The sequence below is a fragment of the Brevundimonas sp. UBA5713 genome, assembly GCF_002419815.1.
Taxonomy (GTDB): Bacteria; Pseudomonadota; Alphaproteobacteria; order Caulobacterales; family Caulobacteraceae; genus Brevundimonas.
Genome location: NZ_DIGV01000017.1, coordinates 16,027 through 39,173, shown reverse-complemented (window position 1 = coordinate 39,173; position 23,147 = coordinate 16,027). Strand labels below are relative to the sequence as shown.

At 62.8% G+C, this 23,147-nt stretch carries 23 protein-coding genes and 1 pseudogene; 7 read left to right on the top strand and 17 right to left on the bottom strand.

What is annotated here, in order from left to right; translation table 11 throughout:
• Positions 1-52: 52 nt before the first annotated feature.
• From B3B04_RS03645 to B3B04_RS03610, 8 genes are all read right to left on the bottom strand, one after another.
• Entirely contained in the window at positions 53-823 is a 771-nt protein-coding gene (locus B3B04_RS03645; RefSeq protein WP_292039968.1) for a kinase, read from the bottom strand.
• Between the two features lie 43 nt (positions 824-866).
• Positions 867-1,187 carry a 2Fe-2S iron-sulfur cluster-binding protein gene (locus tag B3B04_RS03640; RefSeq protein WP_292039965.1) on the bottom strand — a complete coding sequence of 107 codons (321 nt, stop codon included), beginning with the start codon at positions 1,185-1,187 and terminating at the stop codon, positions 867-869.
• 21 nt (positions 1,188-1,208) lie between these two features.
• Complete coding sequence (locus tag B3B04_RS03635) at positions 1,209-2,012, bottom strand: succinate dehydrogenase iron-sulfur subunit (protein ID WP_292039963.1); 804 nt, start codon at positions 2,010-2,012, stop codon at positions 1,209-1,211.
• A gap of 14 nt (positions 2,013-2,026) precedes the next feature.
• Positions 2,027-3,811 (bottom strand): succinate dehydrogenase flavoprotein subunit, encoded by a 1,785-nt coding sequence (sdhA, locus tag B3B04_RS03630; protein ID WP_292039961.1) that lies wholly within the window; start codon positions 3,809-3,811, stop codon positions 2,027-2,029.
• A 6-nt stretch (positions 3,812-3,817) separates the two neighbouring features.
• The gene (locus tag B3B04_RS03625; RefSeq protein ID WP_292039960.1) at positions 3,818-4,207 is read right to left on the bottom strand and encodes a succinate dehydrogenase; all 390 of its coding nucleotides are present in this window, start codon (positions 4,205-4,207) and stop codon (positions 3,818-3,820) included.
• Complete coding sequence (gene sdhC / locus B3B04_RS03620) at positions 4,204-4,665, bottom strand: succinate dehydrogenase, cytochrome b556 subunit (protein ID WP_292039958.1); 462 nt, start codon at positions 4,663-4,665, stop codon at positions 4,204-4,206. The genes B3B04_RS03625 and sdhC overlap by 4 nt, the downstream gene beginning before the upstream one ends.
• Positions 4,666-4,772: 107 nt before the next feature.
• Positions 4,773-5,213 carry an HIT domain-containing protein gene (locus B3B04_RS03615; RefSeq protein WP_292039956.1) on the bottom strand — a complete coding sequence of 147 codons (441 nt, stop codon included), beginning with the start codon at positions 5,211-5,213 and terminating at the stop codon, positions 4,773-4,775.
• Positions 5,210-5,950 (bottom strand): EcsC family protein, encoded by a 741-nt coding sequence (locus B3B04_RS03610; protein ID WP_292039953.1) that lies wholly within the window; start codon positions 5,948-5,950, stop codon positions 5,210-5,212. Before B3B04_RS03610 ends, B3B04_RS03615 begins: the two co-directional genes overlap by 4 nt.
• A gap of 142 nt (positions 5,951-6,092) precedes the next feature.
• Here B3B04_RS03610 and mdh point away from each other — a divergent pair, with 142 nt between their 5' ends.
• A complete protein-coding gene (mdh, locus tag B3B04_RS03605) occupies positions 6,093-7,055 on the top strand; it encodes a malate dehydrogenase (protein ID WP_292039951.1) in 963 nt (320 codons plus the stop codon).
• Positions 7,056-7,193: 138 nt separating this feature from the next.
• On the opposite strand, the gene zapE is transcribed toward mdh, so the two are convergent.
• A complete protein-coding gene (gene zapE / locus B3B04_RS03600) occupies positions 7,194-8,309 on the bottom strand; it encodes a cell division protein ZapE (protein WP_292039948.1) in 1,116 nt (371 codons plus the stop codon).
• 149 nt (positions 8,310-8,458) lie between these two features.
• Here zapE and B3B04_RS03595 point away from each other — a divergent pair, with 149 nt between their 5' ends.
• The 3 genes from B3B04_RS03595 (at position 8,459) to B3B04_RS03585 (ending at position 11,186) form a co-directional block, all read left to right on the top strand.
• A complete protein-coding gene (locus B3B04_RS03595) occupies positions 8,459-9,505 on the top strand; it encodes an aspartate-semialdehyde dehydrogenase (RefSeq protein WP_292039945.1) in 1,047 nt (348 codons plus the stop codon).
• A gap of 92 nt (positions 9,506-9,597) precedes the next feature.
• Positions 9,598-10,584 carry an EamA family transporter RarD gene (gene rarD, locus B3B04_RS03590; protein WP_292039943.1) on the top strand — a complete coding sequence of 329 codons (987 nt, stop codon included), beginning with the start codon at positions 9,598-9,600 and terminating at the stop codon, positions 10,582-10,584.
• A 59-nt stretch (positions 10,585-10,643) separates the two neighbouring features.
• Positions 10,644-11,186 (top strand): YybH family protein, encoded by a 543-nt coding sequence (locus tag B3B04_RS03585; RefSeq protein ID WP_292039940.1) that lies wholly within the window; start codon positions 10,644-10,646, stop codon positions 11,184-11,186.
• Between the two features lie 22 nt (positions 11,187-11,208).
• Here B3B04_RS03585 and B3B04_RS03580 read toward each other — a convergent pair whose 3' ends face one another.
• The 3 genes from B3B04_RS03580 to B3B04_RS03570 all read right to left on the bottom strand — a co-directional run bounded on the left by B3B04_RS03580 (position 11,209) and on the right by B3B04_RS03570 (position 15,374).
• On the bottom strand, positions 11,209-12,354 hold the full coding sequence (locus B3B04_RS03580; protein WP_292039939.1) for a serine hydrolase domain-containing protein: 1,146 nt from the start codon (positions 12,352-12,354) through the stop codon (positions 11,209-11,211).
• 50 nt (positions 12,355-12,404) lie between these two features.
• On the bottom strand, positions 12,405-14,060 hold the full coding sequence (locus tag B3B04_RS03575; protein WP_292039937.1) for a M20/M25/M40 family metallo-hydrolase: 1,656 nt from the start codon (positions 14,058-14,060) through the stop codon (positions 12,405-12,407).
• A gap of 69 nt (positions 14,061-14,129) precedes the next feature.
• Positions 14,130-15,374, bottom strand: a complete 1,245-nt coding sequence (locus B3B04_RS03570; protein WP_292039934.1) for a TIGR03862 family flavoprotein — start codon at positions 15,372-15,374, stop codon at positions 14,130-14,132.
• 48 nt (positions 15,375-15,422) lie between these two features.
• Here B3B04_RS03570 and greA point away from each other — a divergent pair, with 48 nt between their 5' ends.
• Entirely contained in the window at positions 15,423-15,905 is a 483-nt protein-coding gene (gene greA, locus B3B04_RS03565; RefSeq protein WP_292039932.1) for a transcription elongation factor GreA, read from the top strand.
• 51 nt (positions 15,906-15,956) lie between these two features.
• Here the strand turns inward: greA and B3B04_RS03560 are convergent, their stop codons facing one another.
• The 3 genes and pseudogenes from B3B04_RS03560 to groES form a co-directional block, all read right to left on the bottom strand.
• A complete protein-coding gene (locus tag B3B04_RS03560) occupies positions 15,957-17,594 on the bottom strand; it encodes a leucyl aminopeptidase family protein (protein WP_292039930.1) in 1,638 nt (545 codons plus the stop codon).
• A gap of 239 nt (positions 17,595-17,833) precedes the next feature.
• Positions 17,834-19,471 (bottom strand): annotated as a pseudogene (groL, locus tag B3B04_RS03555) (chaperonin GroEL); the annotation flags it as partial.
• A gap of 53 nt (positions 19,472-19,524) precedes the next feature.
• Positions 19,525-19,812, bottom strand: coding sequence for a co-chaperone GroES (gene groES, locus B3B04_RS03550; protein ID WP_292039929.1), 288 nt, complete (start codon positions 19,810-19,812; stop codon positions 19,525-19,527).
• A 266-nt stretch (positions 19,813-20,078) separates the two neighbouring features.
• On the opposite strand from groES, the gene B3B04_RS03545 reads away from it, so the two are divergent.
• Positions 20,079-20,495, top strand: a complete 417-nt coding sequence (locus B3B04_RS03545; RefSeq protein ID WP_292039927.1) for a hypothetical protein — start codon at positions 20,079-20,081, stop codon at positions 20,493-20,495.
• Here B3B04_RS03545 and B3B04_RS03540 read toward each other — a convergent pair.
• Both B3B04_RS03540 and pgi read right to left on the bottom strand, forming a co-directional pair.
• Complete coding sequence (locus tag B3B04_RS03540) at positions 20,398-20,937, bottom strand: DUF4260 domain-containing protein (protein WP_292039925.1); 540 nt, start codon at positions 20,935-20,937, stop codon at positions 20,398-20,400. The two genes, B3B04_RS03545 and B3B04_RS03540, sit on opposite strands and share 98 nt — an antisense overlap.
• On the bottom strand, positions 20,934-22,565 hold the full coding sequence (gene pgi, locus B3B04_RS03535) for a glucose-6-phosphate isomerase (protein ID WP_292039923.1): 1,632 nt from the start codon (positions 22,563-22,565) through the stop codon (positions 20,934-20,936). Before pgi ends, B3B04_RS03540 begins: the two co-directional genes overlap by 4 nt.
• 113 nt (positions 22,566-22,678) lie before the next feature.
• Between pgi and B3B04_RS03530 the strand changes: the two genes are divergently transcribed.
• Positions 22,679-23,143 carry a hypothetical protein gene (locus tag B3B04_RS03530; protein WP_292039922.1) on the top strand — a complete coding sequence of 155 codons (465 nt, stop codon included), beginning with the start codon at positions 22,679-22,681 and terminating at the stop codon, positions 23,141-23,143.
• Positions 23,144-23,147: the final 4 nt, after the last annotated feature.

Genomic DNA, 23,147 nt, shown 5'->3' with positions numbered 1-23,147 from the left:
GACGCCCCTTGGGCGGACCGACCAAACAACCCAAACACTACAAACGCCTTGGCTATCGACCGGAGATAGACCTCCCGCCGGATATGGCAAGTGGTCGCCGCTGATCGTCCAGCGAGACGACAACATCTGCCGCGATCCCGCCGTTCAACATCCAGCGGGTCAGTCGTTCAAAATAGGCGATGAAGTCACCGATTTCGCGACGACGCTCTGGTTTAAGGGTCGAGACGCCCAACAGTTCCGCTTCCTGCTGACAGCGCCAGTCCAGCACCCGCTCGAACGACGGGGCTTGCAAAAATACCAAGCCGTCCAGACGCGCGTAAAGATCGGCATAGTCCGCCGTCAGCGCCTCGTTGATCGCGCCACGCCAGTGACCGTGGGGGTCATGTGTGACCTCCAGTGCGTTCACCGGTGTCGCCAGCGCTTCATCCGGCTGTGGCTGCACCCCCATGCACCATCCCTCCAATAGGATGAAAGGCGGGCGGCCCTGATAGAGTGGCCAGTCTTCGCGCGGTCTGCGATCATCGGCCAGCTTGTCGAAGGCGGGCAGGGGCGTGACATCGTCTTCAGTCGCCTGTGACAGCGCCTCCAACGTGCGCGTCAGCAGTCTCAGATCGTGCGTCAGAGGCGGGCCGCGCGTGACAAGCAAGGGGTGCAGGCCGCGCGCCTGCGCCTGCCGCTCGGCCTTGGTCAGATAGACATCGTCCAGAGACAGGGTCACGCCGCCCAGCTCGTCAGCCAGCACGCGCGACAGGGTCGACTTGCCCGAGCCTTGGGACCCCGCCAGACCGATCAGCGCCGTCCGGTCGGGGTTCAGGCGCGACAAAAGAAAATCCCCGACCGCTTGGCGCAATCGGGGATCAATCATCTTAGTGCTGGTTTTCCGGCAGCCGGACAATCAGGCCGTCCAGATCATCGGAAACCCTGATCTGGCAGGACAGGCGGCTGTTGGGCTGTACGTTCTCGGCAAAGTCGAGCATGGACTCCTCCATCGCCGACGGACGGCCCGTCACATCCAGAAAGTCCTCATCGACATAGACGTGGCAGGTGGCGCAAGCGCAGGCCCCGCCGCAGTCGGCATCGATGCCGGGGATGTTGTTGCGCACCGCGCCTTCCATCACCGACAGACCGTTCTTGACCTCGATCTCATGCTCGCGGCCGTCGAACTCGATGTATTTGATCTTCGCCAAAGGGGAGGGCGAGACGCCCGCTTACGCGGACGCCTTCTCCTTCTTACGCGACGGCGAAACCATCAGCTTCTTGGTTTCGGCGATCGCCTTGGCCGGGTTCAGACCCTTCGGGCAGACCTGCGCACAGTTCATGATGGTGTGGCAACGGTACAGCTTGAACGGGTCTTCCAGATCGTCGAGGCGCTTCTGGGTCGCGTCGTCACGGCTGTCCGAGATCCAGCGGTAGGCACCCAGCAGGGCTGCCGGGCCGAGGTACTCTTCCTGGTTCCACCAGTAGCTCGGGCACGAGGTCGAGCAGCAGGCGCACAGGATGCACTCGTACAGGCCGTCGAGCTTTTCGCGCTCTTCCGGCGTTTGCAGACGTTCTTTTTCCGGATCCGGAATGTCCGACTGCAGGTAGGGCTGGATCGAGTCGTACTGGGCGTAGAACAGCGACAGGTCAGTCACCAGATCCTTCACGACCGGCTGGTGCGGCAGCGGAGCAATGGTGATGTTGTGCGACTTGCACTCGTCCCAGCCCTTGGTGCAGGCGAGGGTGTTCGAGCCGTCGATGTTCATCGAGCACGAACCGCAGATGCCTTCACGGCACGAACGGCGGAACGACAGGGTTGGGTCGATCGTGTTCTTGATGTGGATCAGGGCGTCCAGCAGCATCGGGCCGTGGTCGTCCGACGACACTTCATAGACGTCCCAACGCGGATCGGCGTCGGTTTCCGGATCATAGCGATAGACCTTGTACGACTTGACGTTCTTGGTGCCAGCCGGAGCCTTGTGGACCTTGCCGGTGGTCGGCTTGGAGCCGCGCGGGAGGTTGAGTTGAACCATGTTTCAAATCCTCCTTAGTACACGCGGGCCTTGGGCTCGATATACGAGACCTCGTCCGACATGGTGTAGTTGTGAACCGGACGGTAGTCGATCTGGACGCCTTCGCCCGGACGCTTCCACGCCAGAGTGTGCTTCATCCAGTTCTGGTCGTCACGATCCGGGAAGTCCTCACGGGCGTGTGCGCCGCGCGACTCGGTACGGTTGGCTGCGCCCTCGATGGTGACCATGGCCTGAGCGATCAGGTTGTCATACTCGAGGGTTTCCATCAGGTCGGTGTTCCAGATCAGGCCACGGTCGGTGGTCTTGATGTCCGAACCCGCTGCGTCGATGGCGCGCAGCTTCTGCACGCCTTCTTCCAGCGTCTTGCCGGTACGGAACACGGCAGCGTCCGACTGCATGGCGCGCTGCATCGACAGACGCAGTTCCGACGTCGGGGTCGAGCCCGAGGCGTAACGGAAGCGGTCGAAGCGGGCCATGTGGGCGTCGATCTGCGACTTCGGCGCGTCTTGGACCGGAGCGTTCTTGTCGACGACTTCGCCGCAACGCAGGCCGACAGCACGGCCGAAAACCACGAGGTCGGTCAGCGAGTTGGAGCCCAGACGGTTGGCACCGTGCACCGAAACGCAGGCGGCTTCACCCACCGCCATCAGACCCGGAACAACGCTGTCCGGATTGCCATCACGCAGGGTCAGAACCTCGCCGTGATAGTTGGTCGGGATACCGCCCATGTTGTAGTGAACGGTCGGCAGAACCGGGATCGGCTCCTTGGTCACGTCCACGCCGGCAAAGATCTTGGCCGATTCCGAAATACCCGGCAGGCGAGCATGCAGGATGGCCGGATCCAGGTGATCCAGATGCAGGAAGATGTGGTCCTTGTTCGGGCCCACGCCGCGACCTTCGCGGATTTCGATGGTCATCGAGCGCGAGACCATGTCACGCGGAGCCAAGTCCTTCACGGTCGGCGCATAGCGCTCCATGAAGCGCTCGCCTTCGGAGTTGGTCAGGTAACCCCCTTCACCACGAGCACCTTCGGTGATCAGGCAGCCGGCACCGTAGATGCCGGTCGGGTGGAACTGGACGAACTCCATGTCCTGCAGCGGTAGACCGGCGCGCAGAACCATGGCGTTACCGTCGCCGGTGCAGGTGTGGGCCGAGGTGGCCGAGAAGTAGGCGCGGCCGTAACCGCCGGTGGCCAGAACGACCATCTTGGCGCGGAACTGGTGCATCTGGCCGTTGTCGAGCTGCAGGGCGGTGACGCCGGTGCAGGTGCCGTCTTGCATGATCAGGTCGAGAGCGAAGTATTCGACGAAGAACTCGACCTCGCGACGGACCGACTGGCCGTACAGGGTGTGCAGGATGGCGTGGCCGGTACGGTCGGCGGCGGCGCAGGTGCGCTGCACAGGACCTTCACCGAAGTTGCGGGTCATGCCGCCGAAGGCGCGCTGGTAGATCTTGCCTTCCTCGGTACGCGAGAACGGCACACCCCAGTGTTCCAGCTCGTAAACGGCCTGCGGCGCGTTACGGACCAGATATTCGATAGCGTCCTGGTCACCCAGCCAGTCCGACCCCTTGACGGTGTCGTACATGTGCCATTGCCAGCTGTCTTCGCCCATATTGCCCAGCGAAGCCGAGATGCCGCCTTGAGCGGCCACGGTGTGCGAGCGGGTCGGGAAGACCTTGGTGACGCAGGCGACCTTCAGGCCCTGCTGGGCGGCGCCGAGTGCAGCGCGCAGGCCCGAGCCACCCGCGCCAACGACGACGACGTCGTATTCGTGATCGATAAGCTCGTAAGCAGCCATGGTCGATTAAACTCCTGCGGACAGCGCCGAGGCTGCACGCACGATGAAGAAGATGCTGGCCAGCGCCAGCAGAACAAAGACGATCAGAGCCACTAGGCTCAGCGACTTACGCGACGAGGGGTTCGGCACGTAGTCTTCGATGATCACCTTCCAGGCGAGGTTGGCGAAGCCGAAGAACACCAGTGCGGTCGCAACCGACAGCACCACGTTCAGCTTGTTGGCGAACCATGCGCCCAGAGCCGCAGCATCGGCACCGGCCAGGGTAAAGGCCGAAGAGGCCACCCACAGCGACAGCGGCATGAGGATCAGCAGAAGCGCTTTTTCCAGCTTCCATTCACCGGCACCGTGACGCTCGGAGATCTTCACATTGTTCTTGAACTTAGGTGCAGCGCTCACAGCGAAACCTTTCCGGTTGCGAACAGGGCGACCCAGAACAGCACGGCCAGAACCACCGGACCGTACACAGCGATACGGGACAGCAGGTTGGCCGACTTGACCGTCAGGCCAAGGCCGAAGTCGTTGATCAGGTGGCGGGCACCGTTCAGGAAGAAGGAGAACAGCACCAGCGTCAGGCCGAAGCCGACGATCAGACCCAGCGGCGAGGCGAGGCACTGTGCCAGCGCGTTATAGGCCTCTGCGCCATTGGCGGCAGTAGCCAGCCAGCCCAGCATCAGAATGGCACCGACCGTGGCCGCGCCAATCGTCACGCGGAAGAGGATCGAGGCCACCATAGTGATGTGCCAGCGCCAGATCGAAGTGAAAGGCGACATCGGCGTGACGTGCCCGTTGGGGTGGCGGACATAACGGCCGGTGCGGTCGCCGTTAGCCCCACCCGCTGCCTGATGGTGCGACATGCGAATGATTCTCAAAAAACCTGTGGAAATTCAGGGTCAGACTGTTGCATTGGCTTTTGTGCCGTGCAGCAGGCGATGTCAACGAAGCCACGCCCTAAGTCGGACTATTAAGTGTCCCGCTTACCTAAATCGTGATCACGAACGGCCTTAATGCGGGCCTTTAACGTATCGTCATCGCAAGGTTTTGCTCCGGCGCGCCCCCACACAGGATCGGGCCAGAGGTCATCGTCTTTGCGTCGCCCCAGAATGTGGACGTGCAGTTGGCGCGTGACATTGCCCAGCGCAGCGGTGTTGATCTTATCGATCGGCCGGCCTTCAGCAGCGGCCATAGCCGCCACCAGTTCTCCCGCGCTGACCATTTCCTCCATCAGCGTTGCGCGCTGATCAGGTGACAGGTCCGACAGTTCGACCGCATGCTCCACGCGCGGCAACAGGATCACCCAGCAATAGCGGGCATCGTTCTGGATCCTGACGTGGCAAAGGGGCCAGTCCGCCGCAAAAACAGAGGCGGCCTCGAAGGCAGGGTCGGCGTGGAAGTCAGCAGTCATGTCGCGTCCGGCTCGTTAAACCAGCGCAAGCGATAGGCCTGAACCGCTGTATAGGCCAGATGGTTCGTCAGACGCCAATTGGCGACCGCCCCCACCGGCGCGCCGACCACCGGCAGTAGCTGCAACAGCTTGGCCAGATCGATGTAGTCGCGATACTCCAACTGGAACTGACGCCAGTCGATGTCTACGGCGGGTCCGTCCGTTTCCGGAATGCTGGCCTCGAGCGCTTCCAGAGCCGCGGGACGCTGGCGCGCGCTGGAAAATGCCACATGGAAGATGCGTAGCATGAACAGGCGTTCGGCCGGATCACGGCTGTCGTGGCCGTAAAGGGCGCATATCTCGAACAGCAGCTTGATCTTGATCGCCATCAGGGCCGGAAGATCAGCCGCCGCCAGCACAAAGCCCCCGGCACCGGCCACGCCGCCCTCGACGCTGGCTGTGCGCCGATAAAAGACCAGACGCTCGCGGACGGCCGCTTCGCGCTCTTCCAACGAGCCCTCAATCCTAGGCTGTCCGGAAATCCAGCCCGATCCCGTCATAATCGCCTGCGTGATGCCCTTCATCGCCGAAGTCACCACCTTGTGAACGGGCTCGGGAATGATGTTGTTGATGCGATCCTGCGTCGCGCGGGTGGTTCGATCCCACATGCCCGGACGCTTCTTCTGGCGGGTGCGCCAGCTCAGGCTCTGTGCCAAAGCTTTGTTTTCATAAGGCGTTAGGTCGGACTGGGGGCTCATAGACATACCTGACCGGCGCAAAGGCCGCACATTGATTACTAAAGCCGAAACGCGGGAGGCTTGCTCCCGCTCCCGCGCGGGTCTAGACCGCCCGCCATCGAATAGTGTTTCGCACACGCAACATCGACTGGAGAGACCTTAAATGGCTCGCGCAAAGATTGCCCTTATCGGCGCCGGTATGATCGGCGGCACCCTGGCCCACATCGCAGCCCGCGAAGCTCTGGGCGACGTCGTCCTGTTCGACATCGCTGAAGGCACCCCGCAGGGTAAGGGTCTGGACATCGCCGAAGCCTCGGCTGTCTTCGGTCAAGACGTGGCCCTGAAGGGCGCCAACGACTACGCCGCCATCGAAGGCGCAGACGTCTGCATCGTCACCGCCGGTGTGCCGCGCAAGCCGGGCATGAGCCGCGATGACCTGATCGGCATCAACCTGAAGGTCATGAAGGCCGTGGGTGAAGGCATCAAGCAATACGCTCCGAACGCCTTTGTGATCTGCATCACCAACCCGCTGGACGCCATGGTTTGGGCTCTGCAGAAATTCTCGGGCCTGCCGAAGGAAAAGGTCGTCGGCATGGCTGGCGTTCTGGACTCGGCTCGTTTCGCCTACTTCCTGGCTGAAAAGACCGGCGTGTCGATCCAGGACATCCACGCCTGGACCCTGGGCGGTCACGGCGACGACATGGTCCCGATGGTCCGTCACTCGACCGTGGGCGGCCTGCCGCTGCCGGACGCTGTGGCTGCTGGCTTCCTGTCGCAAGCTGATCTGGACGCTATCGTCGAGCGCACCCGCAAGGGCGGCGGCGAGATCGTAGCCCTGCTGAAGACCGGCTCGGCCTTCTACGCTCCGGCTGAATCGGCCATCGCCATGGCCCGTTCGTACCTGCTGGACCAAAAGCGCGTCCTGCCGTCGGCTGTTTACGTGAACGGCGAATACGGCCTGAACGACCTGTACGTCGGCGTGCCGGCCATGATCGGTGCCGCTGGCGTCGAGAAGATCGTCGAGTTCACCACCAACGACGAAGAAAAAGAGATGCTGGCCAAGTCGGTCGCATCGGTCCAAGGCCTGATCGAAGCCTGTAAGGTTGCTGATCCGAGCCTCGCCTAAGAGGGCAGGCCCGCTCTTTGAGCGGGCCACGCCATTTCCCTAACGCTCGCGACGCGGTCGCTCGCTGCTTGAGGAAAATGGCTCCGGGATAAAGAAAGGGCCGCTCCAGTCTCTGGGGCGGCCCTTTCTTTATGTCGCTTAGTGGGCCTTCACCGCCTCTGGCTCGTGCTCCAGCCAGCTTTGACTGCGCATCTCGTTCAGGCGCGAGACGGTGCGTTCAAACTCGAAGGCCCCGTCGCCTTCGGGATAGAGGACTTCGGGTTCGGCCTCGGCCAGAACCACCAGACGGGTCTTGGCTTCGTACAGGGCGTCGATCAGCGTCACGAGGCGGCGGGCCTCTTGACGATTGTTCGGTCCCAAGCGCGGGACGTTTTCCAGAAAAACAGTATGAAAGCGTTTGGCGATAGCCAGATAGTCCTGCGGACCAAGCGGCTTGCCGCACAGATCATCAAAGGTGGCGCGTGCCATACCGCCGACCGTCCGCTCGATCCTGACCTCGCGGCCCAGTACCGGAAGCGCCGTCGGTTCTTCGGGCTCGCCGCCCTTCAGGTCCGACCACAACAGCTCGAAGGCGGCCACACTGCCCTCGGCTCCGGTCGAGAACCAGACCTTGTCGCCCGACAGACGGTCGAGGCGGAAATCCTTGGCCCCTGCGGTCTCGACCACCACAGTCTTTTCGCGCAGAACATCGATGAAGGGCACGAAGAGCTGGCGATTGATGCCGTTCTTGTACAGGTCCTCGGGTGCGCGGTTCGAGGTAATGGCCAGAACCACCTTCTTCTCGAACAGGGCATCGAACAGACGCCCTAGGATCATGGCGTCGGCGATATCGGTGACCTGAAGTTCGTCAAAGCACAGCAGGCGCGCTTCGGAGGCGATCAGGCTGGCGACTGGCGGGATAGGATCATCGCCGCGATGCTGGCCAAACACGGCCTTGCGATCCGCGCGGCTGCCCTCGCGCCACTGACGCACCAGATCATGCACCCGCGCCATAAAGGCGTGAAAGTGGGCGCGCACCTTTTTCTGTTCGGGCGTAGAGGCATAGAACAGGTCCATCAGCATGGACTTACCGCGCCCCGGCGGGCCCCATATATAGATGCCACGCACATCGGGCACCGAACCGAACAGGCCCTTCTTCGCCAGATCGGTTTCCAGACGTTCCAGCTCGGCAATCAGCCCTTCCTGAGCCGGATCCGGCGTCAGTACGCCTTCTTCGATACGGATGTCGTAAGCACTACGGATGCGCGAGGTCATGCCCCTCCGCATAGTCCCAGAGCCCTGCCTTTGAAAGCCACACTATGTTGAAAGCGGGAGATTGGATTATTTTGGTTGCTTCGCACGTGCGAAACCACCACATGCAAAGCTGCTTCTTCCACACACCCATATAGAAGGTTGATTTCACCATGGGCTATCGCGTCGCCATCGTAGGCGCCACCGGCAATGTCGGTCGGGAAATGCTGGCCATTTTCGAGGAACTGAACTTCCCCGTCGAGAAAATGCACGCGATTGCTTCACGAAAATCGAAAGGCATGGACGTCGCCTGGGGTGACAAGACCATCAAGTGCGAAGACATCGAAGCCTTTGACTTCTCGCAGGTCGACATCGTGCTGATGTCCGCCGGTGGCGACGTCTCGCGCGCCTGGTCGGAAAAGATCGGCAAGATGGGCCCGATCGTAATCGACAACTCCTCGGCCTTCCGTAAGGACCCCGACGTGCCGCTGATCGTGCCGGAAGTGAATCCGGATGCGGTCAAGGACGCCAAGAAGAAAAACATCATTGCCAACCCGAACTGCTCGACCGCCCAGCTGGTCGTGGCACTGAAGCCGTTGCACGACGCCGCCAAGATCAAACGCGCGGTCGTCTCGACCTATCAGTCGGTGTCGGGTGCCGGTAAGGAAGGCATGGACGAGCTGTGGAACCAGACCAAGGCCGTCTACGGCCTGGGCGACACCACGCCGAAGAAATTCCCCAAGCAGATCGCCTTCAACGTCATCCCCTTCATCGGTTCGTTCCGCGACGACGGCTATACCGACGAAGAAGCGAAGATGTGGGACGAGACCCACAAGATGCTGGACCCGAACATCAAGCTGACCGTCACCTGCGTGCGCGTGCCGGTGTTTGTAGGCCACTCCGAAACCGTCACGGTCGAGTTTGACCGCCCGATCGAGCCGGACGAGGCCCGCGAAATCCTGCGCGAAGCCCCCGGCGTGCTGGTCGTCGACAAGCTGGAGCACGATGGCTACGTCACGCCGGTCGACGTGGCTGGCGAACATCCGGTCTATGTCTCGCGCATTCGCAAAGACCCGACCGTCGAGAATGGCATCACCTTCTGGTGCGTGGGCGACAACCTGCGTAAGGGCGCAGCCCTGAACGCGGTGCAGATCGCCCAACTTTTGGATGAGACGGGAACCATCACGCCGAAGTCCGGCGTTCGAACCCTGATTGTCTAAAGCCTTCCTCAAACGCCCCGCAGCCCACGCCGCGGGGCGTTTTTTACTTCAGTTCATTCTGGTCGCGTCTCTGGCCATTCTACAGGTGATCCGTGAGCGTCTCTCCCCTGTCGCCCGCCCCGAACGAAGCCCGTAATGCCGTCATAGCCGGTGTGGTCTGTTATCTGATGTGGGGCTTCATCCCGCTGGCCTTCCAGCAGATGGCAGCCCATGGCGCGACCCCTTGGGAGATTCTGGCCCACCGCGCCGTCTGGGGCGTGCCCATGGCCGTTCTTTTGGTGGCTATGGCCCGCCAGTGGGACAAGGTCATCGCCACCTTGCGCGACAAACGCACCATGGGCTGGCTGGTGCTGTCATCGTTGTTCATCGCCGTGAACTGGATCACCTATATTTCGGCGGTCAACAGCGGGCGGGCCCTTGAAACCTCGCTGGGCTATTATCTCAACCCGCTGTTGAACATGGCGGCGGGTGCCTGGCTGTTCAAAGAACGCCTCAGCGGGCCGGGCAAGATCGCCGTGGTTCTGGCCGGCATTGGCGTGGTCATTCAGGCCATCGCTCTGGGCCACATGCCGTGGGTGTCCCTGATACTGGCTACCAGCTTTGCCACCTATGGCATCATCCGCAAACGCATCACCGCCGATGCACAGACCGGTTTGCTGGTCGAATGTCTGGTGCTGTCCCTGCCGGGTCTGGCCTTTGTCATTTGGGGTATGACCCACGGCCAGAGCCACTTCCTGAACTCGCCGGCCACCACGGCATGGCTGCTGTTTGCAGGGCCGCTGACAGTGGTGCCGTTGGCCCTGTTTGCGTGGGCCGCGCGCCGCATGCCGCTGTCGACCATGGGCTTTTTGCAGTATCTGGCTCCAACGATCGTTTTCGTGATTGGCACGCTTCAGGGTGAGCCGCTGGGCCTGATCCGTATCATTTCCTTCGGCTTTATCTGGGCGGCTGTGACCGTGTTTGTAATCGGTGCCGTGCGTACCTCGCGCCGCAAACCCCATGCCCCGATTGTTAGCGAACCCGAGCCCGGTCTGGTGGAGCCCGCCGACGAAGGCGCATCGGTGGATCGCCCCCGCTAAGCTAACGCGCCTATTTGGCCGCGTTGATGTTTGGACCCATTCAGGACTAAGACAGCCTTATGACCCCTAATCGTCTCCTGTCCGCGCTGGCCCTTTCGACCCTCGTTCTGGCAGGGGCTCCGGCCTGTGCCTCGGCTCAGGACGTGGTTCGCACCGCCCGTGCCGAACCGGCCGTGACCGAAGCGCGCGCCCAGACGGCGCTAACGCCCGCTGCGGCCTCGGCAGCAGCCTTTGACCAGATCAGCGACACATTGGACCGTGCCGCTGCTGCGTGGTCCGAAGGTACTGTCGAGGACGTGATGGGCTTTTACGATCAGGACCAGCCGCTGCTGGTGCTGATGGGAGACCTGCCGCTGAAGGGCCCAGAGCCGGTTCGTGAACAGCTGACCCGCATGGCCGCGCGCCAAGGCGGGCTGGGCGTGATGAACTATGAGTGGTTCGAGACCATGCAGCTGGACGCCCACACCGCCGTAGTCAGCGGCCGGATGGTGGTCAGCCGCAACGGCGTCCACCATCGCGGCCTGTTCACCCGTGTGCTGCGCCGTACTGCCGACGGCTGGCGCATTCTTCACGATCAGATGGCGATCCCGTCAGACGCCTGACGCTTGGCGCCTGAAGCGGTCCTCAGAGCGCCTGATAGAAGGCGTTGACCAAAGCCGTGGCGCGCGGATCACCCAGCAGGTGCGGTGACTGGCGGTTCATGACATAGCCCCCCGACACACGGGCCTTGGCATCGGCCCATACCAGCGAGCCGCCCCAGCCACAGTGGCCCAGCGCGTCAGGGTTAGGCCCGAAGATATCCAAGCCTTCATTGCGCATCAGACCCGCCGCCCATGACAGGTCGAACGGCAGGATCTTGTCCGGCCCGTGGATACGCTCGCGCGACATCTCGGCGATGGTGTCCTCGGACAGGATGTTGGCACCGTTATAGCGGCCCTGATTGGCGATGATGGACAGGATGCGGGCCATGTCGGCACCCGACGCATGCATGTTGGCTGAAGGGATTTCTGCCTGACGCCACTCCGCCGAGCCACGCCCGCCCGGTGCCGCACCACGATTGACGAAGGCAGCCATTTTCAGCTCGTCCAGCTTGCCCAGATTGGGCAGTGCGCTGGGGCGTTTCATCTCGGCGGCGCGGTCATGCTCGCTGGGCGGGGTACCGATCCACAGATCAAAACCAAAGCGCTCGCAGAAATCCTCGCGCAGGGCCGCGCCCATGCTGCGACCATCCACCAGACGGAACAGTTCGCCCGCCATCAGGCCGATGGAGATGGGGTGATAGCCCGACGCTGTGCCCGGCTCCCACATCGGTTTTTGCGCGGCCAGACGTTTCAGAACCGCAGGCGGATCGTACCAGATGGACGGCTCGACCGCCTCGTCAAAGCCGGGCAGGCCCGACTGGTGGCTCATCAGCTGGCCGACCGTCAAATCGCCTTTACCGTGAGCCCCAAACTCCGGCCAATGATGCGCAACCTTGTCCTCATAGGACAGCAGGCCACGCTCCACGCAGGTAGCGATCAGCAGCGCCATCACCGCCTTGCCGCTGGAAAAAATCGGCACCAGCGTGGCTTGGGTGAAGGGCTTCTCGCCCGCCACATCGGCAGTGCCACCCCACAGGTCGATCACCGTCTCGCCCTCGACCGTAACCGAAAACCGCGCGCCGACCTCGTTCAGCCCCTCGGGGGCTTCGGTGAAGTTGGCGGCAAAGGCGTCTTTGACGGCGGCAAACTGTTCGGGACAGGTCCCGTGGATATCGACTGTCTGGGTCATGGCATCAGGTCTAGCGCGGGGCGGGGACAAGGTCACCACTCCATAGGGGATCAGCGACGGCGGTCGTCACTTTGCTTGCGGATAGCCTCGAACTCGGCACCCGCCGTCCACTGCGGCCAGTCGCGGCTGTCGGCCAGTGTACGACCGGAATCATACAGCAGCTGAACATCGGCAGCGGCACCTTCCATGGTCCACTCTGGCGTCCATTCATCCGTAGGCTGATGATACCGGTTCTGGACATAGTCCTTGCTGGCGTCATTGTGGCCGGTAAAGCCCGCCGCAGCGAACAGGGCCGGTACACCGGCGCGGGCCAACGGGAAGTGGTCAGAGCGATAGAAGGCCCCGGCTTGCGGTGCCGGATCGGGGATCAGTTCGCGGCCTTCGCGCTGGGCCAGCGCCTTCAGCCGGTCGTCCAGATCGGACTTGCCGGGGCCGATGACCACGATCTGCGGGTCGATCTCCTTACCCGGCAGCAGGCTGTCCATATTGATATTGGCAACCGTGGTCTCCAGCGGCCACAGCGGATTGGCCGCATAGTATTCCGCACCCAGCAGACCGGTTTCCTCTGCCGCCCATGCGATGAAACCGACCGAGCGCTGCGGGGCAGGCTCTTCGGCGTATAGGCGCGCCAGTTCCAACAGGGCCGCAACCCCCGTCGCGTTATCGACGGCGCCGTTATAGATGTCGTCGCCATTCTTGGGTGTGGCGCGGCCATAGGCATCCCAGTGGGCACCATACAGAACGGTTTCATCCGGTCGTTGGCTGCCTTTGACACGGGCGACCACATTGCGGGTCTGGACGCGATCGGCCTTCTGGCGGAAGTCGACGGTCATCTGCACCCCGTCCAGCTCCACAGGACGGAAGTCGGCGTTGCGCGCCGCCTCGCGCAGGGCCGTCAGGTCTTGGCCCGCCATGGCCAGCAGCTGCTCGGCGGCGTCATTGTGGATCCAGCCCTGAGCGGCCACGCGCTCTTTTTCCGGATCGGCGCGCACGATGTCGAAGTCCGGTGCCGTGGATGAAGCCTCCAGCGTCGACCACGGATAGCCTGCGCCCGCCGTGTCGTGGATCACCAGAACGCCAGCAGCTCCTTGGGCGGCGGCCTCCTGAAACTTGTACGGCCAGCGGCCGTAAAATGTCATGGCGCGGCCATCGAACTTGTCCGCTACCGGATGGCCTTCGGGGGCGTTGAAATCGGGATCGTTGACGATGACGAGGATCAGCTTGCCGCGCACATCCACGTCCTTGAAATCGTCCCAGCCGCGCTCGGGTGCGCTGACGCCATAGCCGGCAAACACCACGGGCACATTGTCGAGCTGGATATGGGTGACGGGGCGGTCAGAGCCGACGATGATCTGGCTGCCGCGCTCGAAGGTCACGCGATTGTCGCCTGCCTGGGCGACCAGAGTGGCCGGTCCATCCTGAGAAGTCCGGCTGACATCGGCGGTCTGGAAGAAGGTGCCGTTCTCGCCTGCCGGTTCTAGCCCCAGAGCGGCGAACTGTTCCGCAATCCACGCCACGGTGCGCTCTTCGCCCGGCGTAGCGGGGCCACGGCCTTCGAATTCGTCAGAGGCCAGTACGCGGGTGAGTTCGTTCAGGCGCTCCGGATCGATCTTTTGCGCACCACTCTGGGCCAGTGCAGAGGTGGAAGAGAGCAGCAAGGCCGCCAGTCCGATCGAAGCCAGTTTGCGCGCGCGATAGACCATCATCCTGTTTCCCTTCACAAATCCGAAGGCAAACCCTCACGCGTTTTCACGGACTTGTCGAGTTTTGTTCGGTCACATCTTGGCCAGCCAGCGGGCGATACCGCCTGCCGCGCGCACGCCCGAGGCGAAACAGGCCTGCAGCAGATAGCCGCCGGTCGGCGCCTCCCAGTCCAGCATTTCGCCACAGGCAAACACGCCGGGCAGGGCGGTCAGCATCAGGTCGTCGTCCAGTTGATCCAGACGGATGCCGCCTGCCGACGAAATGGCCCGCTCCAGCCCCTGCATGGCGGTCAGCGTCAGCGGCACGGCCTTGATGAGGGTGGCCAGAGCCTCGGGATCGGTCGGTAAGGGGCCCGTTTCGCGCAGCAGGGCGACAGCGGCGGCATCCAGTCCTGCCGCCTTGCGCAGGTGGTTCGATAGGCTGTTCTTGCCGCGCGGAGCCGACAGCTTGCGCGCCAGGGCCTCGACGCTTTGATCAGGCCGCAGATCGATCAACAGGTCCGCCTTGCCGTCTGCCTCAATGGCGCGGCGCAAACCGGCAGACAAGGCATAGATGGCCCCGCCTTCCAAGCCATAGGCCGCGATCATGACCTCTCCACGCACGGTCCGGTCCGCATGGGTGACGGCGACATTTTTCAGCGGCGTTCCGGCAAAGCGGTCCTTCATCACCTCGGACCAGTCGAGGTTAAAGCCCGCATTGGCAGGCCGAAGGCGCTCGATAGCCACGCCCTTTTCAGCCAGCCACGGCACCCACGCAGCATCGGACCCCAGCTTGGGCCAGCTGGCCCCGCCCAGCGCCAGAAGCACGGCATCGGCCCTGATCGCGGTCTCACCTGATGGCGAGCGGAACAGCCATGCTTCGTCCCGCCATCCCACCCATTCACTCCGGGTGATGATCTGGGCTCCCAGACCTTCCAGCCTCGACAACCACGCGCGCAGCAGGGGCGAGGCCTTCATCGCCTTGGGAAACACTCGACGAGAACTGCCGACAAACAACGGCTGCCCCAGTCCTTCGGCCCACGCTATCAGTTGTGCCGCGTCATAGCCATCCAACCATGCCCCGATACGATCCGCCGCCGCGCCATAGCGGGCATCAAAAGCGGGGCGGGGTTCGGTGTGGGTTAGGTTCAGCCCACCGCGTCCCGCCATCAGGAATTTGCGGGCCACGGACGGCATCTTTTCATGAACCTGAACGCTGACCCCCTTCGTCGCCAAGACTTCGGCGGCCATCAGACCGGCAGGGCCAGCACCGATGATCAGCACTTCCACATGGGAAGACACAGGGATTTTCGCGGAGGCGGGGGTAGGCGCGTTCATAACGCCTTTCCTAGACCGGAACGCCGCTAGAGGGCATAGGCTTGTGCCATGAGCGTTGCCTTTACCCGCGAAGAAGACCTTGAAGCGACCGCCGCCGATCTGGTTGACCGCCCGATCTCGCCACACCCCAATCTGGTGACGGCGCAGGGGCTGGCCCTGATCGACGAGGCGCTGGCCGCCGCCAAGGCGGCCTATGCCGAGGCGCAGGTGTCGGGCTCTATCGAGAGTGACCGCACCGCCATGGCGCGCGCTACGCGGGACCTGCGCTATTGGTCGGCACGGCGGGCGTCGGCCCAGCTGGTGGAAATGCCGGCTGACGGCCGTGTGCGCTTTGGCGGCAGCTTCACCATCGAGCGCGAGGATGGGCGCACCCAGACGTGGAAGATCGTCGGCGAGGACGAAGCCGATCCGGCCAATGGCACTATCAGCCATGTCTCGCCACTGGCCCGCGCCTTTATGGGCAAACGCGTCGATGACGAGGCCGAGGTGGCCGGACAGACCATCACAGTGGTCGCTGTCGACGGCGAATAAAAAAGGCCCCCGACCTGATAGCGGGGGCCTTCTTCATTTCAGGGGCGAGACTTAGTAGCCGCCGGTGCCTTTTTCCTGAGCCACCGGCTGGAAGTCGCGCACGAACTGTTCCAGCAGGCGCACCGACCAACCAGCCGAGCCCGCCGGTTTCACATCATTGCCGCCGCCATAAGCGACATTGGCCATGTCGATGTGGGCCCACGGGGTTTCAGGGCGGATAAAATTGCCGATGAACTGGGCACCGTTACCGGCACCTGGCCCCGGCTCGCCGCCATTGCGCATGTCGGCAATCGGCGAGGCCAGACGGGCGGCATAGGCCGGGTTCAGCGGCAATTGCCAAACCGTCTCGCCCGAGGCCTGACCCGCAGCAGCGATCTGGCTGGCCAGTGCATCGTGACGCGAGAACAGGCCTGCATAGTCCGGCCCCAGCGCCCCGCCGACGGCCCCCGTCAGGGTCGCCACATCGACAATCGCCGCCGGATTGAAGGTGATGTCGGCCCAGTGGACAGCATCTGCCAGCACCAGACGGCCTTCAGCGTCGGTGGACATGATCTCGATGGTCTTGCCGTTCATGGCCGTCAGCACGTCACCCGGACGAATGGCACCGCCGTCAGGCATGTTTTCGGCCACGGCGGCCACGGCCACCACGTCGACCGGAGCGCCAGCCTTGGCCAGAGCCATCACGGCACCGACCACGCCAGCGGCACCGGACATGTCCATCTTCATATTGCCCATATTGGCGCTGGGCTTGATGGAGATACCGCCGGAGTCAAAGGTGATGCCCTTGCCGACCAGAGCCACCGGCGCACCGGTCGCGCCGTCACCGCGATAGCGCACGGCCACCATGGCGGGCGGGCGCTGCGAGCCACGGCCCACGCCCAAAATGGCCCCCATGCCCAGACGCTCCATGGCGGCAACGTCCAGCACTTCAACGGTCACGCCCGGCACGCCGGCAAAGGCTTCGCGGGTGCGTTGGGCGAACACGTCCGGATAGACGATGTTGGCCGGCTCGTTCGAGATGTTACGGGTCCAGTAGACCGCATCGACGATGTGCTGGCCGCGCGAGGCATAGTGGTCTGCCGCGTGCACGTCGTCCGATACGACCGTAATCGCGCCCGGCATGACCGTGGCGCGCGGAGCGGTGTTGTAGAAGTCGACGCGGTACTGGCCGATACCAAGGCCGGTGGCGATCTCCGACACGACCGGCGTGTGCATGCCCTTGGCCGCTACCGTCAGTGCACCCGGCTCGGACATCAGGGCGCGACCGGCGATGGTCCCTGCAGTCTGGATGTCGGCGGGCTTGGCGTCGGCGGCAATACCCTGCACGAAGACACGGTCCCAACCGGCCACGCCGTACAGACTGATGTTCTTACGCGCGCCATAGGTGAAGCGGGCGGCGGTCAGACCGGCCTTGACGGCCTCCAGCGTCGCGGCGTCCAGACCGCGCGCCGCCAGATCGTCTTCCGAGGCGGCGAAAACCCCCAGAACACCCGAGGCCGCTGGCAGGCTGGTCGCGAAGTTCACTTCGCGCGGCGTGGCATAGCGGGCAGGCGCGGCGTGGGCCACGCGCTTATTGGCCGCCGGTGCCGCGCGGCGCGACTGGGCATCGGCGGGGGCAGCCACGCTGAAGCCCGCGGCTACCATGACGGCCGCCAAAGCCAGTCCGGTGTTACGGTAGGATTGTCGCATCAGTCAGACCCCTCATTAATGACTAAGGCTGGTGTTATGGAGTGCGCCGCGGGGCAGGGGCAACCGTTACACAGCGCTCAGCGAACTCGGCGCGGCGTCGTGTCGCGCTCGCCACAGACAAGCTTGGGGGCTCAACTCCCTCAATATTGCAAAGAAAAGGGCGGGACCTTTCGGTCCCTCCCCCCCCACTGGGTTTTGCCGGGGAGAAGGAAATAGAAAACCCTGCCCCCCCGGCTNNCCATGCCACCCATACCGCCCATGCCGCCCATGTCCGGAGCACCGCCAGCAGCGGCCTTCTTCGGAGCATCAGCGATAGCGGCTTCGGTGGTGATCAGGATACCGGCAACCGAGGCAGCCGACTTCAGAGCCGAACGCACAACCTTGGCCGGATCGATCACGCCCATCTGGACGAGGTCGCCGTACTCTTCGGTCTGGGCGTTGAAGCCGAAGTTGGCTTCGGTAGCTTCCAGAACCTTGCCGACCACGATCGAGCCTTCGACGCCCGAGTTTTCCGAGATCTGACGGATCGGAGCCTGCAGGGCGCGACGGACGATGTTGATACCAGCCTTCTGGTCGGCGTTGGCGCCTTCCAGGTTGGCCAGAACCTTCGAGGCCTTCAGCAGGGCCACGCCGCCGCCCGGGACGATACCTTCGTCAGCAGCCGCACGGGTTGCGTTCAGGGCGTCGTCAACGCGGTCTTTCTTTTCCTTCACTTCGACTTCGGTCTCGCCGCCGACGCGCAGGACTGCAACGCCACCGGCCAGCTTGGCCAGACGCTCTTGCAGCTTCTCGCGGTCGTAGTCCGACGAGGTCTCTTCGATCTGGCGCTTGATCTGGCCGACGCGGGCTTCGATCTTGTCCTTCTCGCCGACACCTTCAACGATGGTGGTGTCTTCCTTGGTGATGACGACCTTCTTGGCCTTACCCAGCATGTCCAGGGTAACGGTTTCCAGCTTGATGCCGAGGTCTTCCGAGATGACTTCGCCGCCCGTCAGGATGGCGATGTCTTCCAGCATGGCCTTGCGGCGGTCACCGAAGCCCGGAGCCTTGACGGCAGCGACGCGCAGGCCGCCACGCAGCTTGTTGACGACCAGGGTGGCCAGAGCCTCGCCTTCGATGTCTTCGGCGATGATCAGCAGCGGACGACCAGCTTGAACCACGGCTTCCAGGATCGGCAGCATCGGTTGCAGCGAGGTCAGCTTCTTCTCGTGGAGCAGGATCAGCGGCTCTTCGAGGACAGCTTCCATCTTGTCGGCGTTGGTGATGAAGTACGGCGACAGGTAGCCGCGGTCGAACTGCATGCCTTCGACGATGTCGACCGAGGTTTCAGCCGTCTTGGCTTCTTCCACGGTGATCACGCCTTCGTTGCCGACCTTGGCCATGGCTTCAGCGATCAGACCGCCGATTTCTTCGTCGCCGTTGGCCGAGATGGTGCCGACCTGGGCGATTTCCGAGTTGTTGGAAACCGGCTTGGAGATGGTCTTCACTTCGTCCAGAACCGCGTCGACAGCCTTGTCGATGCCGCGCTTCAGGTCCATCGGGTTCATGCCGGCGGCAACGGCCTTCAGGCCTTCTTGCACGATGGCTTGAGCCAGAACGGTTGCGGTGGTGGTGCCGTCACCCGCCTTGTCGTTCGCCTTCGAAGCGACTTCGCGGATCATCTGGGCGCCCATGTTCTCGAAGGCGTCTTCCAGCTCGATCTCTTTGGCGACCGAAACGCCATCCTTGGTCGAGCGCGGAGCGCCAAACGACTTCTGGATCACGACGTTGCGGCCCTTCGGACCGAGGGTCACCTTGACGGCGTTGGCGAGGATGTTGACGCCCTTGAGCATCTTGTCGCGGGCATCGGTGTTGAACTGTACGACTTTAGCAGCCATGAGTTCTGCTCCTATATAACTGGTTTAAATCAGGAATTCAGACGATCGGGTGCTTAAGCCAGCACGCCCAGGATGTCCGATTCCTTCATGATGATCAGGTCGTCGCCTTCGATCTTCACTTCGGTGCCCGACCATTTGCCGAACAGAATGCGGTCGCCGACCTTGACGTCCATAGCAATGTGCTTGCCGTCTTCATCGCGGGCACCAGGGCCAACCGCGATCACTTCGCCTTCCTGCGGCTTTTCCTTGGCCGTATCCGGGATGATGATCCCGCCCTTGGTCTTGGATTCTTCTTCAACGCGCTTGACCAGCACGCGGTCGCCGAGAGGACGAAACGCCATCTGATGATCTCCAGTAAGAAATGTTGGGAAGCCCTGTCGGGTATCTGAGACTTTTAGCAGTCCCACCCCTCGAGTGCTAACTGCGTTGAGGTAGGCAGGAGGCCAGAGGGGGTCAAGGGCGCGTTTGCAGAAATTTTTGCGAAAATTGCACCGCGCACGTCGCAGCAACATGAAGCGAAAATGAACAGCCACCCCCGAGGTCGTTCAGGTTCGGTCAGCTAGAACCATCCTCAGAGTTCAAACACCGGCTTTGAAAGGAGCCCGCCATGAAGACCCTGTCGAAAATCGGCGTCGCGGCTATCGCCCCGGCTCTTGCCCTGACCCTGCTGGCCTCGCCTGCCTCGGCCCAACGCTATTATGACCGTGATCGCGGTAACGATAGCGCTAAGGATGCCGTGATCGGTGCCGTCGTGGGCGGTCTGGCCGGTGCCATCATCGGCAATGGCGATGGACGCTATGTGGCCGGTGGCGCACTGGCCGGTGCTGCCGTCGGTGCCGTGTCGTCGGACAACCGCAACGACTGTAACTACTACCGCGGTGGCCGCTGCTACCGCAATCAAGGTCACTGGGAACGCGAACACGGCATCAACAGCCGCGACTATCGCTATGACCGCCGTGACCGCGGCTATCGTGACGGTCGCTATTACAACCGTCGCGACTACCGCTACGACCGTCGCTGGTGATCCTGACTCCGGCTCCCTCGCGGGGATCCCAGCGTTTCCCGGGAAAGGTCCGACCGTCTGGTCGGACCTTTTTCATTGCGCGGGCTTTGCCGATCAGACCTAGATGGGTGTTGTGGAAGCTGTCAGGCGATTTGAGGCCATAGCCCAGCACGCGGTCAAAACCGATGTGCGCCAGCCAGACCAAAGACAGCGCCATTAGAAGGCCGTGCCCCAAAAAGAGGGCGGTCACACCGAGCAGCAAGGGCCCCGTCAGCGCATGGCCCAGATTATAGCCCAGCGCCCCCCAGCGCGGTCCTGCCAGATAGGCCAGCATACTGAGGTCGGGCACCAGAAACAGCCCGGCGAAAAGCCAGTAGCTATGGCCTGTGTAGCCATAGGCCACCGTGGCGGCCATCAGTAGGGCCAGCCCCTCCAGCCGCTGCCATCCCCCCGCGATCGTCATGTCGAAAGTGCCAGCCTCCCCAGCAAGGCCACCGTCGACGGATCAAGGATTTCATCTCCGCCGTTGGCCGCGCTCATCACCGAGCGCGTCATGGTCTTGCCCAGTTCGACGCCCCATTGGTCGAAGCTGTTGATGTCCCAGATCACGCCCTCGACAAAGGTTTTGTGCTCATACAGCGCCAGCAGAGCCCCCAGAGCCTGCGGCGTCACCTGATCGACCACCACCGAAGTGGACGGGCGATTGCCGGGGAAGGTCTTATGCGGCGCAAGGCGCGAGGCTTCCTCCTCGCTGAGGCCAGAGGCCACCATTTCCTGCCACGCCTCGAACGATGATTTGCCGATCATCAGGGCGCGCGATTGCGCCAGGGCATTGGCCCACAGCTGCTGTTCAGGGCCATCGTCGTGGGTTTGCCGCACGACGATAAACTCGGTTGGCACCACCTCGGGGCCTTGGTGAAGCTGTTGGAAGAAGGCGTGCTGGCCGTTCGAGCCGACTTCGCCGAAGATGACCGGACAGGTCATGCGGTCAATCGGCTGGCCGTCGCGGGTGACGCGCTTGCCGTTAGATTCCATCTCCAGCTGCTGGAGATAGGCGGGAAGGCGGCGCAGCACATAGGCATAGGGGGCTACCGACCGCGCGGTACGGCCCAAGCCGTCGACATTATAGATTTGCGCCAAGGCCATCAGCACCGGCGCATTGCGCTCCAGCGGGGCCTCGACGAAATGACGGTCCATAGCCTCGGCACCTTGCAGCAGCCCTTCGAACACGTCCCAGCCCAGACCGATCGCGCACGACAGGCTGACAGGCGACCAAAGAGAAAAACGACCGCCCACCCAGTCCGCAAAAGAAAAAGTGCGCGAACAGCCGAAGGCCTCGGCCTTTTTCGGATCGGCCGTCACGCCGATAATGTGCGGTGTCAGATCAGCACCCGACGGCAGGCCTGCCTCCAGCCATTCACGCACAGCCTTGGCATTGGCCAAGGTTTCCAGCGTGGTGAAGGTCTTGGAGACGATGATAACCAGAGTGGTTTCAGGATCCAGCCCCGCCAAAGCTTCCTGACGATCCGCCGGATCGATATTGGCGACAAAACGCACCAGGAACTCGGGCAGACGGGGTCGCAAACCCTCCCACACCACCCGCGGGCCAAGGTCCGAGCCACCGATGCCGATGTGGACTACGGCGCGAAACGGCTTTCCCGTTGTGCCGCAAAGGCGTCCCTCGCGCACGTCGTCAACGAAGGATTTTAGCGACGCGCGCTGCGCTTCGACACCTTCGGATACCGGCTCGCCCATGGCGCTGAACCGAAGGCCTTTGGAAGCCCGCAAGGCGGGGTGAAGTACCGCGCGACGCTCGGTGCTGTTGATAGCCTCGCCCGCAAACATGGCGTCACGCGCGGCCTCAACCTTTTGAGCGCGGGCCAGATTTAGCGCCGCCGCAATGCCGCGTGAGGTCCAGCTTTGTTTCGACAGGTCAATGAACAGGCCTGCCGCCTCGACGCTCAGGCGGGAAATACGGTCAGGGTCTTCGGCAAACTGGTCCAGAATTCGCGCATCGCGGTCAGCCTCTGCGACCGAAACCAACTGCGACCAGGCATCGTCCGACGAAAGATAAAACTCCGAAGACGGCAAAGGTTTTTAATCCTCGTTTACGGGCGATACGTAGAACACTAATCGTCAAGCTTAAGAGCCACAACTTGGGCCGGGTTGCCGATCCATAATGCAATGCCAGAAAGTGTCCATTGATGAACTGTAGTCTAGCGATTGCGTCGGTGCTGATTACGGCCCCAGCCGCGGAAGTGCAAACCCCTGCGAGGGTTGAGGCGTCCGTTTCTTCTACGGCGACTTCCACACAGTTTGATGAAGTGATCGCCCAGGCGCGCGGGCTGAAGGCCACTGTCGACCTTTGGGTCTCCAGTCAGGACTATCGTGCTTCAGGTTTTATCGGCGGGGAGGATTTTGCCCGCTTCGGTGCCCGCATCGGCCAGTTAGCCGAACTAAACATGGCGCATCATCATCGCCTGCGGACAGCAGGGACCGATGGCGATCTGACCTGTATTCTGCGCGGTATCGGCGAGGAACTGCCCAAAAAGCTGGAAGCCATCCAGGCCGCGCCCGATGACGACGAGCGCGCATTGGCCCTGACCGAGATGGCCTATCTGCTCAATGACAATGTCGAGGTCATTCTGGCCCCGCCGCCGAACCCCTGATCGG

Coding starts and splice junctions, on each gene's coding strand:
- greA (WP_292039932.1), top strand. CDS start 15,423: ATGAGCGTTGCCTTTACCCGCGAAGAAGACCTTGAAGCGACCGCCGCC.
- B3B04_RS03635 (WP_292039963.1), bottom strand. CDS start 2,012: ATGGTTCAACTCAACCTCCCGCGCGGCTCCAAGCCGACCACCGGCAAG.
- B3B04_RS03560 (WP_292039930.1), bottom strand. CDS start 17,594: ATGCGACAATCCTACCGTAACACCGGACTGGCTTTGGCGGCCGTCATG.
- B3B04_RS03580 (WP_292039939.1), bottom strand. CDS start 12,354: ATGACCCAGACAGTCGATATCCACGGGACCTGTCCCGAACAGTTTGCC.
- B3B04_RS03615 (WP_292039956.1), bottom strand. CDS start 5,213: ATGACTGCTGACTTCCACGCCGACCCTGCCTTCGAGGCCGCCTCTGTT.
- B3B04_RS03570 (WP_292039934.1), bottom strand. CDS start 15,374: ATGAACGCGCCTACCCCCGCCTCCGCGAAAATCCCTGTGTCTTCCCAT.
- groES (WP_292039929.1), bottom strand. CDS start 19,812: ATGGCGTTTCGTCCTCTCGGCGACCGCGTGCTGGTCAAGCGCGTTGAA.
- mdh (WP_292039951.1), top strand. CDS start 6,093: ATGGCTCGCGCAAAGATTGCCCTTATCGGCGCCGGTATGATCGGCGGC.
- B3B04_RS03585 (WP_292039940.1), top strand. CDS start 10,644: ATGACCCCTAATCGTCTCCTGTCCGCGCTGGCCCTTTCGACCCTCGTT.
- B3B04_RS03540 (WP_292039925.1), bottom strand. CDS start 20,937: ATGACGATCGCGGGGGGATGGCAGCGGCTGGAGGGGCTGGCCCTACTG.
- sdhA (WP_292039961.1), bottom strand. CDS start 3,811: ATGGCTGCTTACGAGCTTATCGATCACGAATACGACGTCGTCGTCGTT.
- sdhC (WP_292039958.1), bottom strand. CDS start 4,665: ATGTCGCACCATCAGGCAGCGGGTGGGGCTAACGGCGACCGCACCGGC.
- B3B04_RS03530 (WP_292039922.1), top strand. CDS start 22,679: ATGAACTGTAGTCTAGCGATTGCGTCGGTGCTGATTACGGCCCCAGCC.
- B3B04_RS03545 (WP_292039927.1), top strand. CDS start 20,079: ATGAAGACCCTGTCGAAAATCGGCGTCGCGGCTATCGCCCCGGCTCTT.
- B3B04_RS03610 (WP_292039953.1), bottom strand. CDS start 5,950: ATGAGCCCCCAGTCCGACCTAACGCCTTATGAAAACAAAGCTTTGGCA.
- zapE (WP_292039948.1), bottom strand. CDS start 8,309: ATGACCTCGCGCATCCGTAGTGCTTACGACATCCGTATCGAAGAAGGC.
- B3B04_RS03595 (WP_292039945.1), top strand. CDS start 8,459: ATGGGCTATCGCGTCGCCATCGTAGGCGCCACCGGCAATGTCGGTCGG.
- B3B04_RS03575 (WP_292039937.1), bottom strand. CDS start 14,060: ATGATGGTCTATCGCGCGCGCAAACTGGCTTCGATCGGACTGGCGGCC.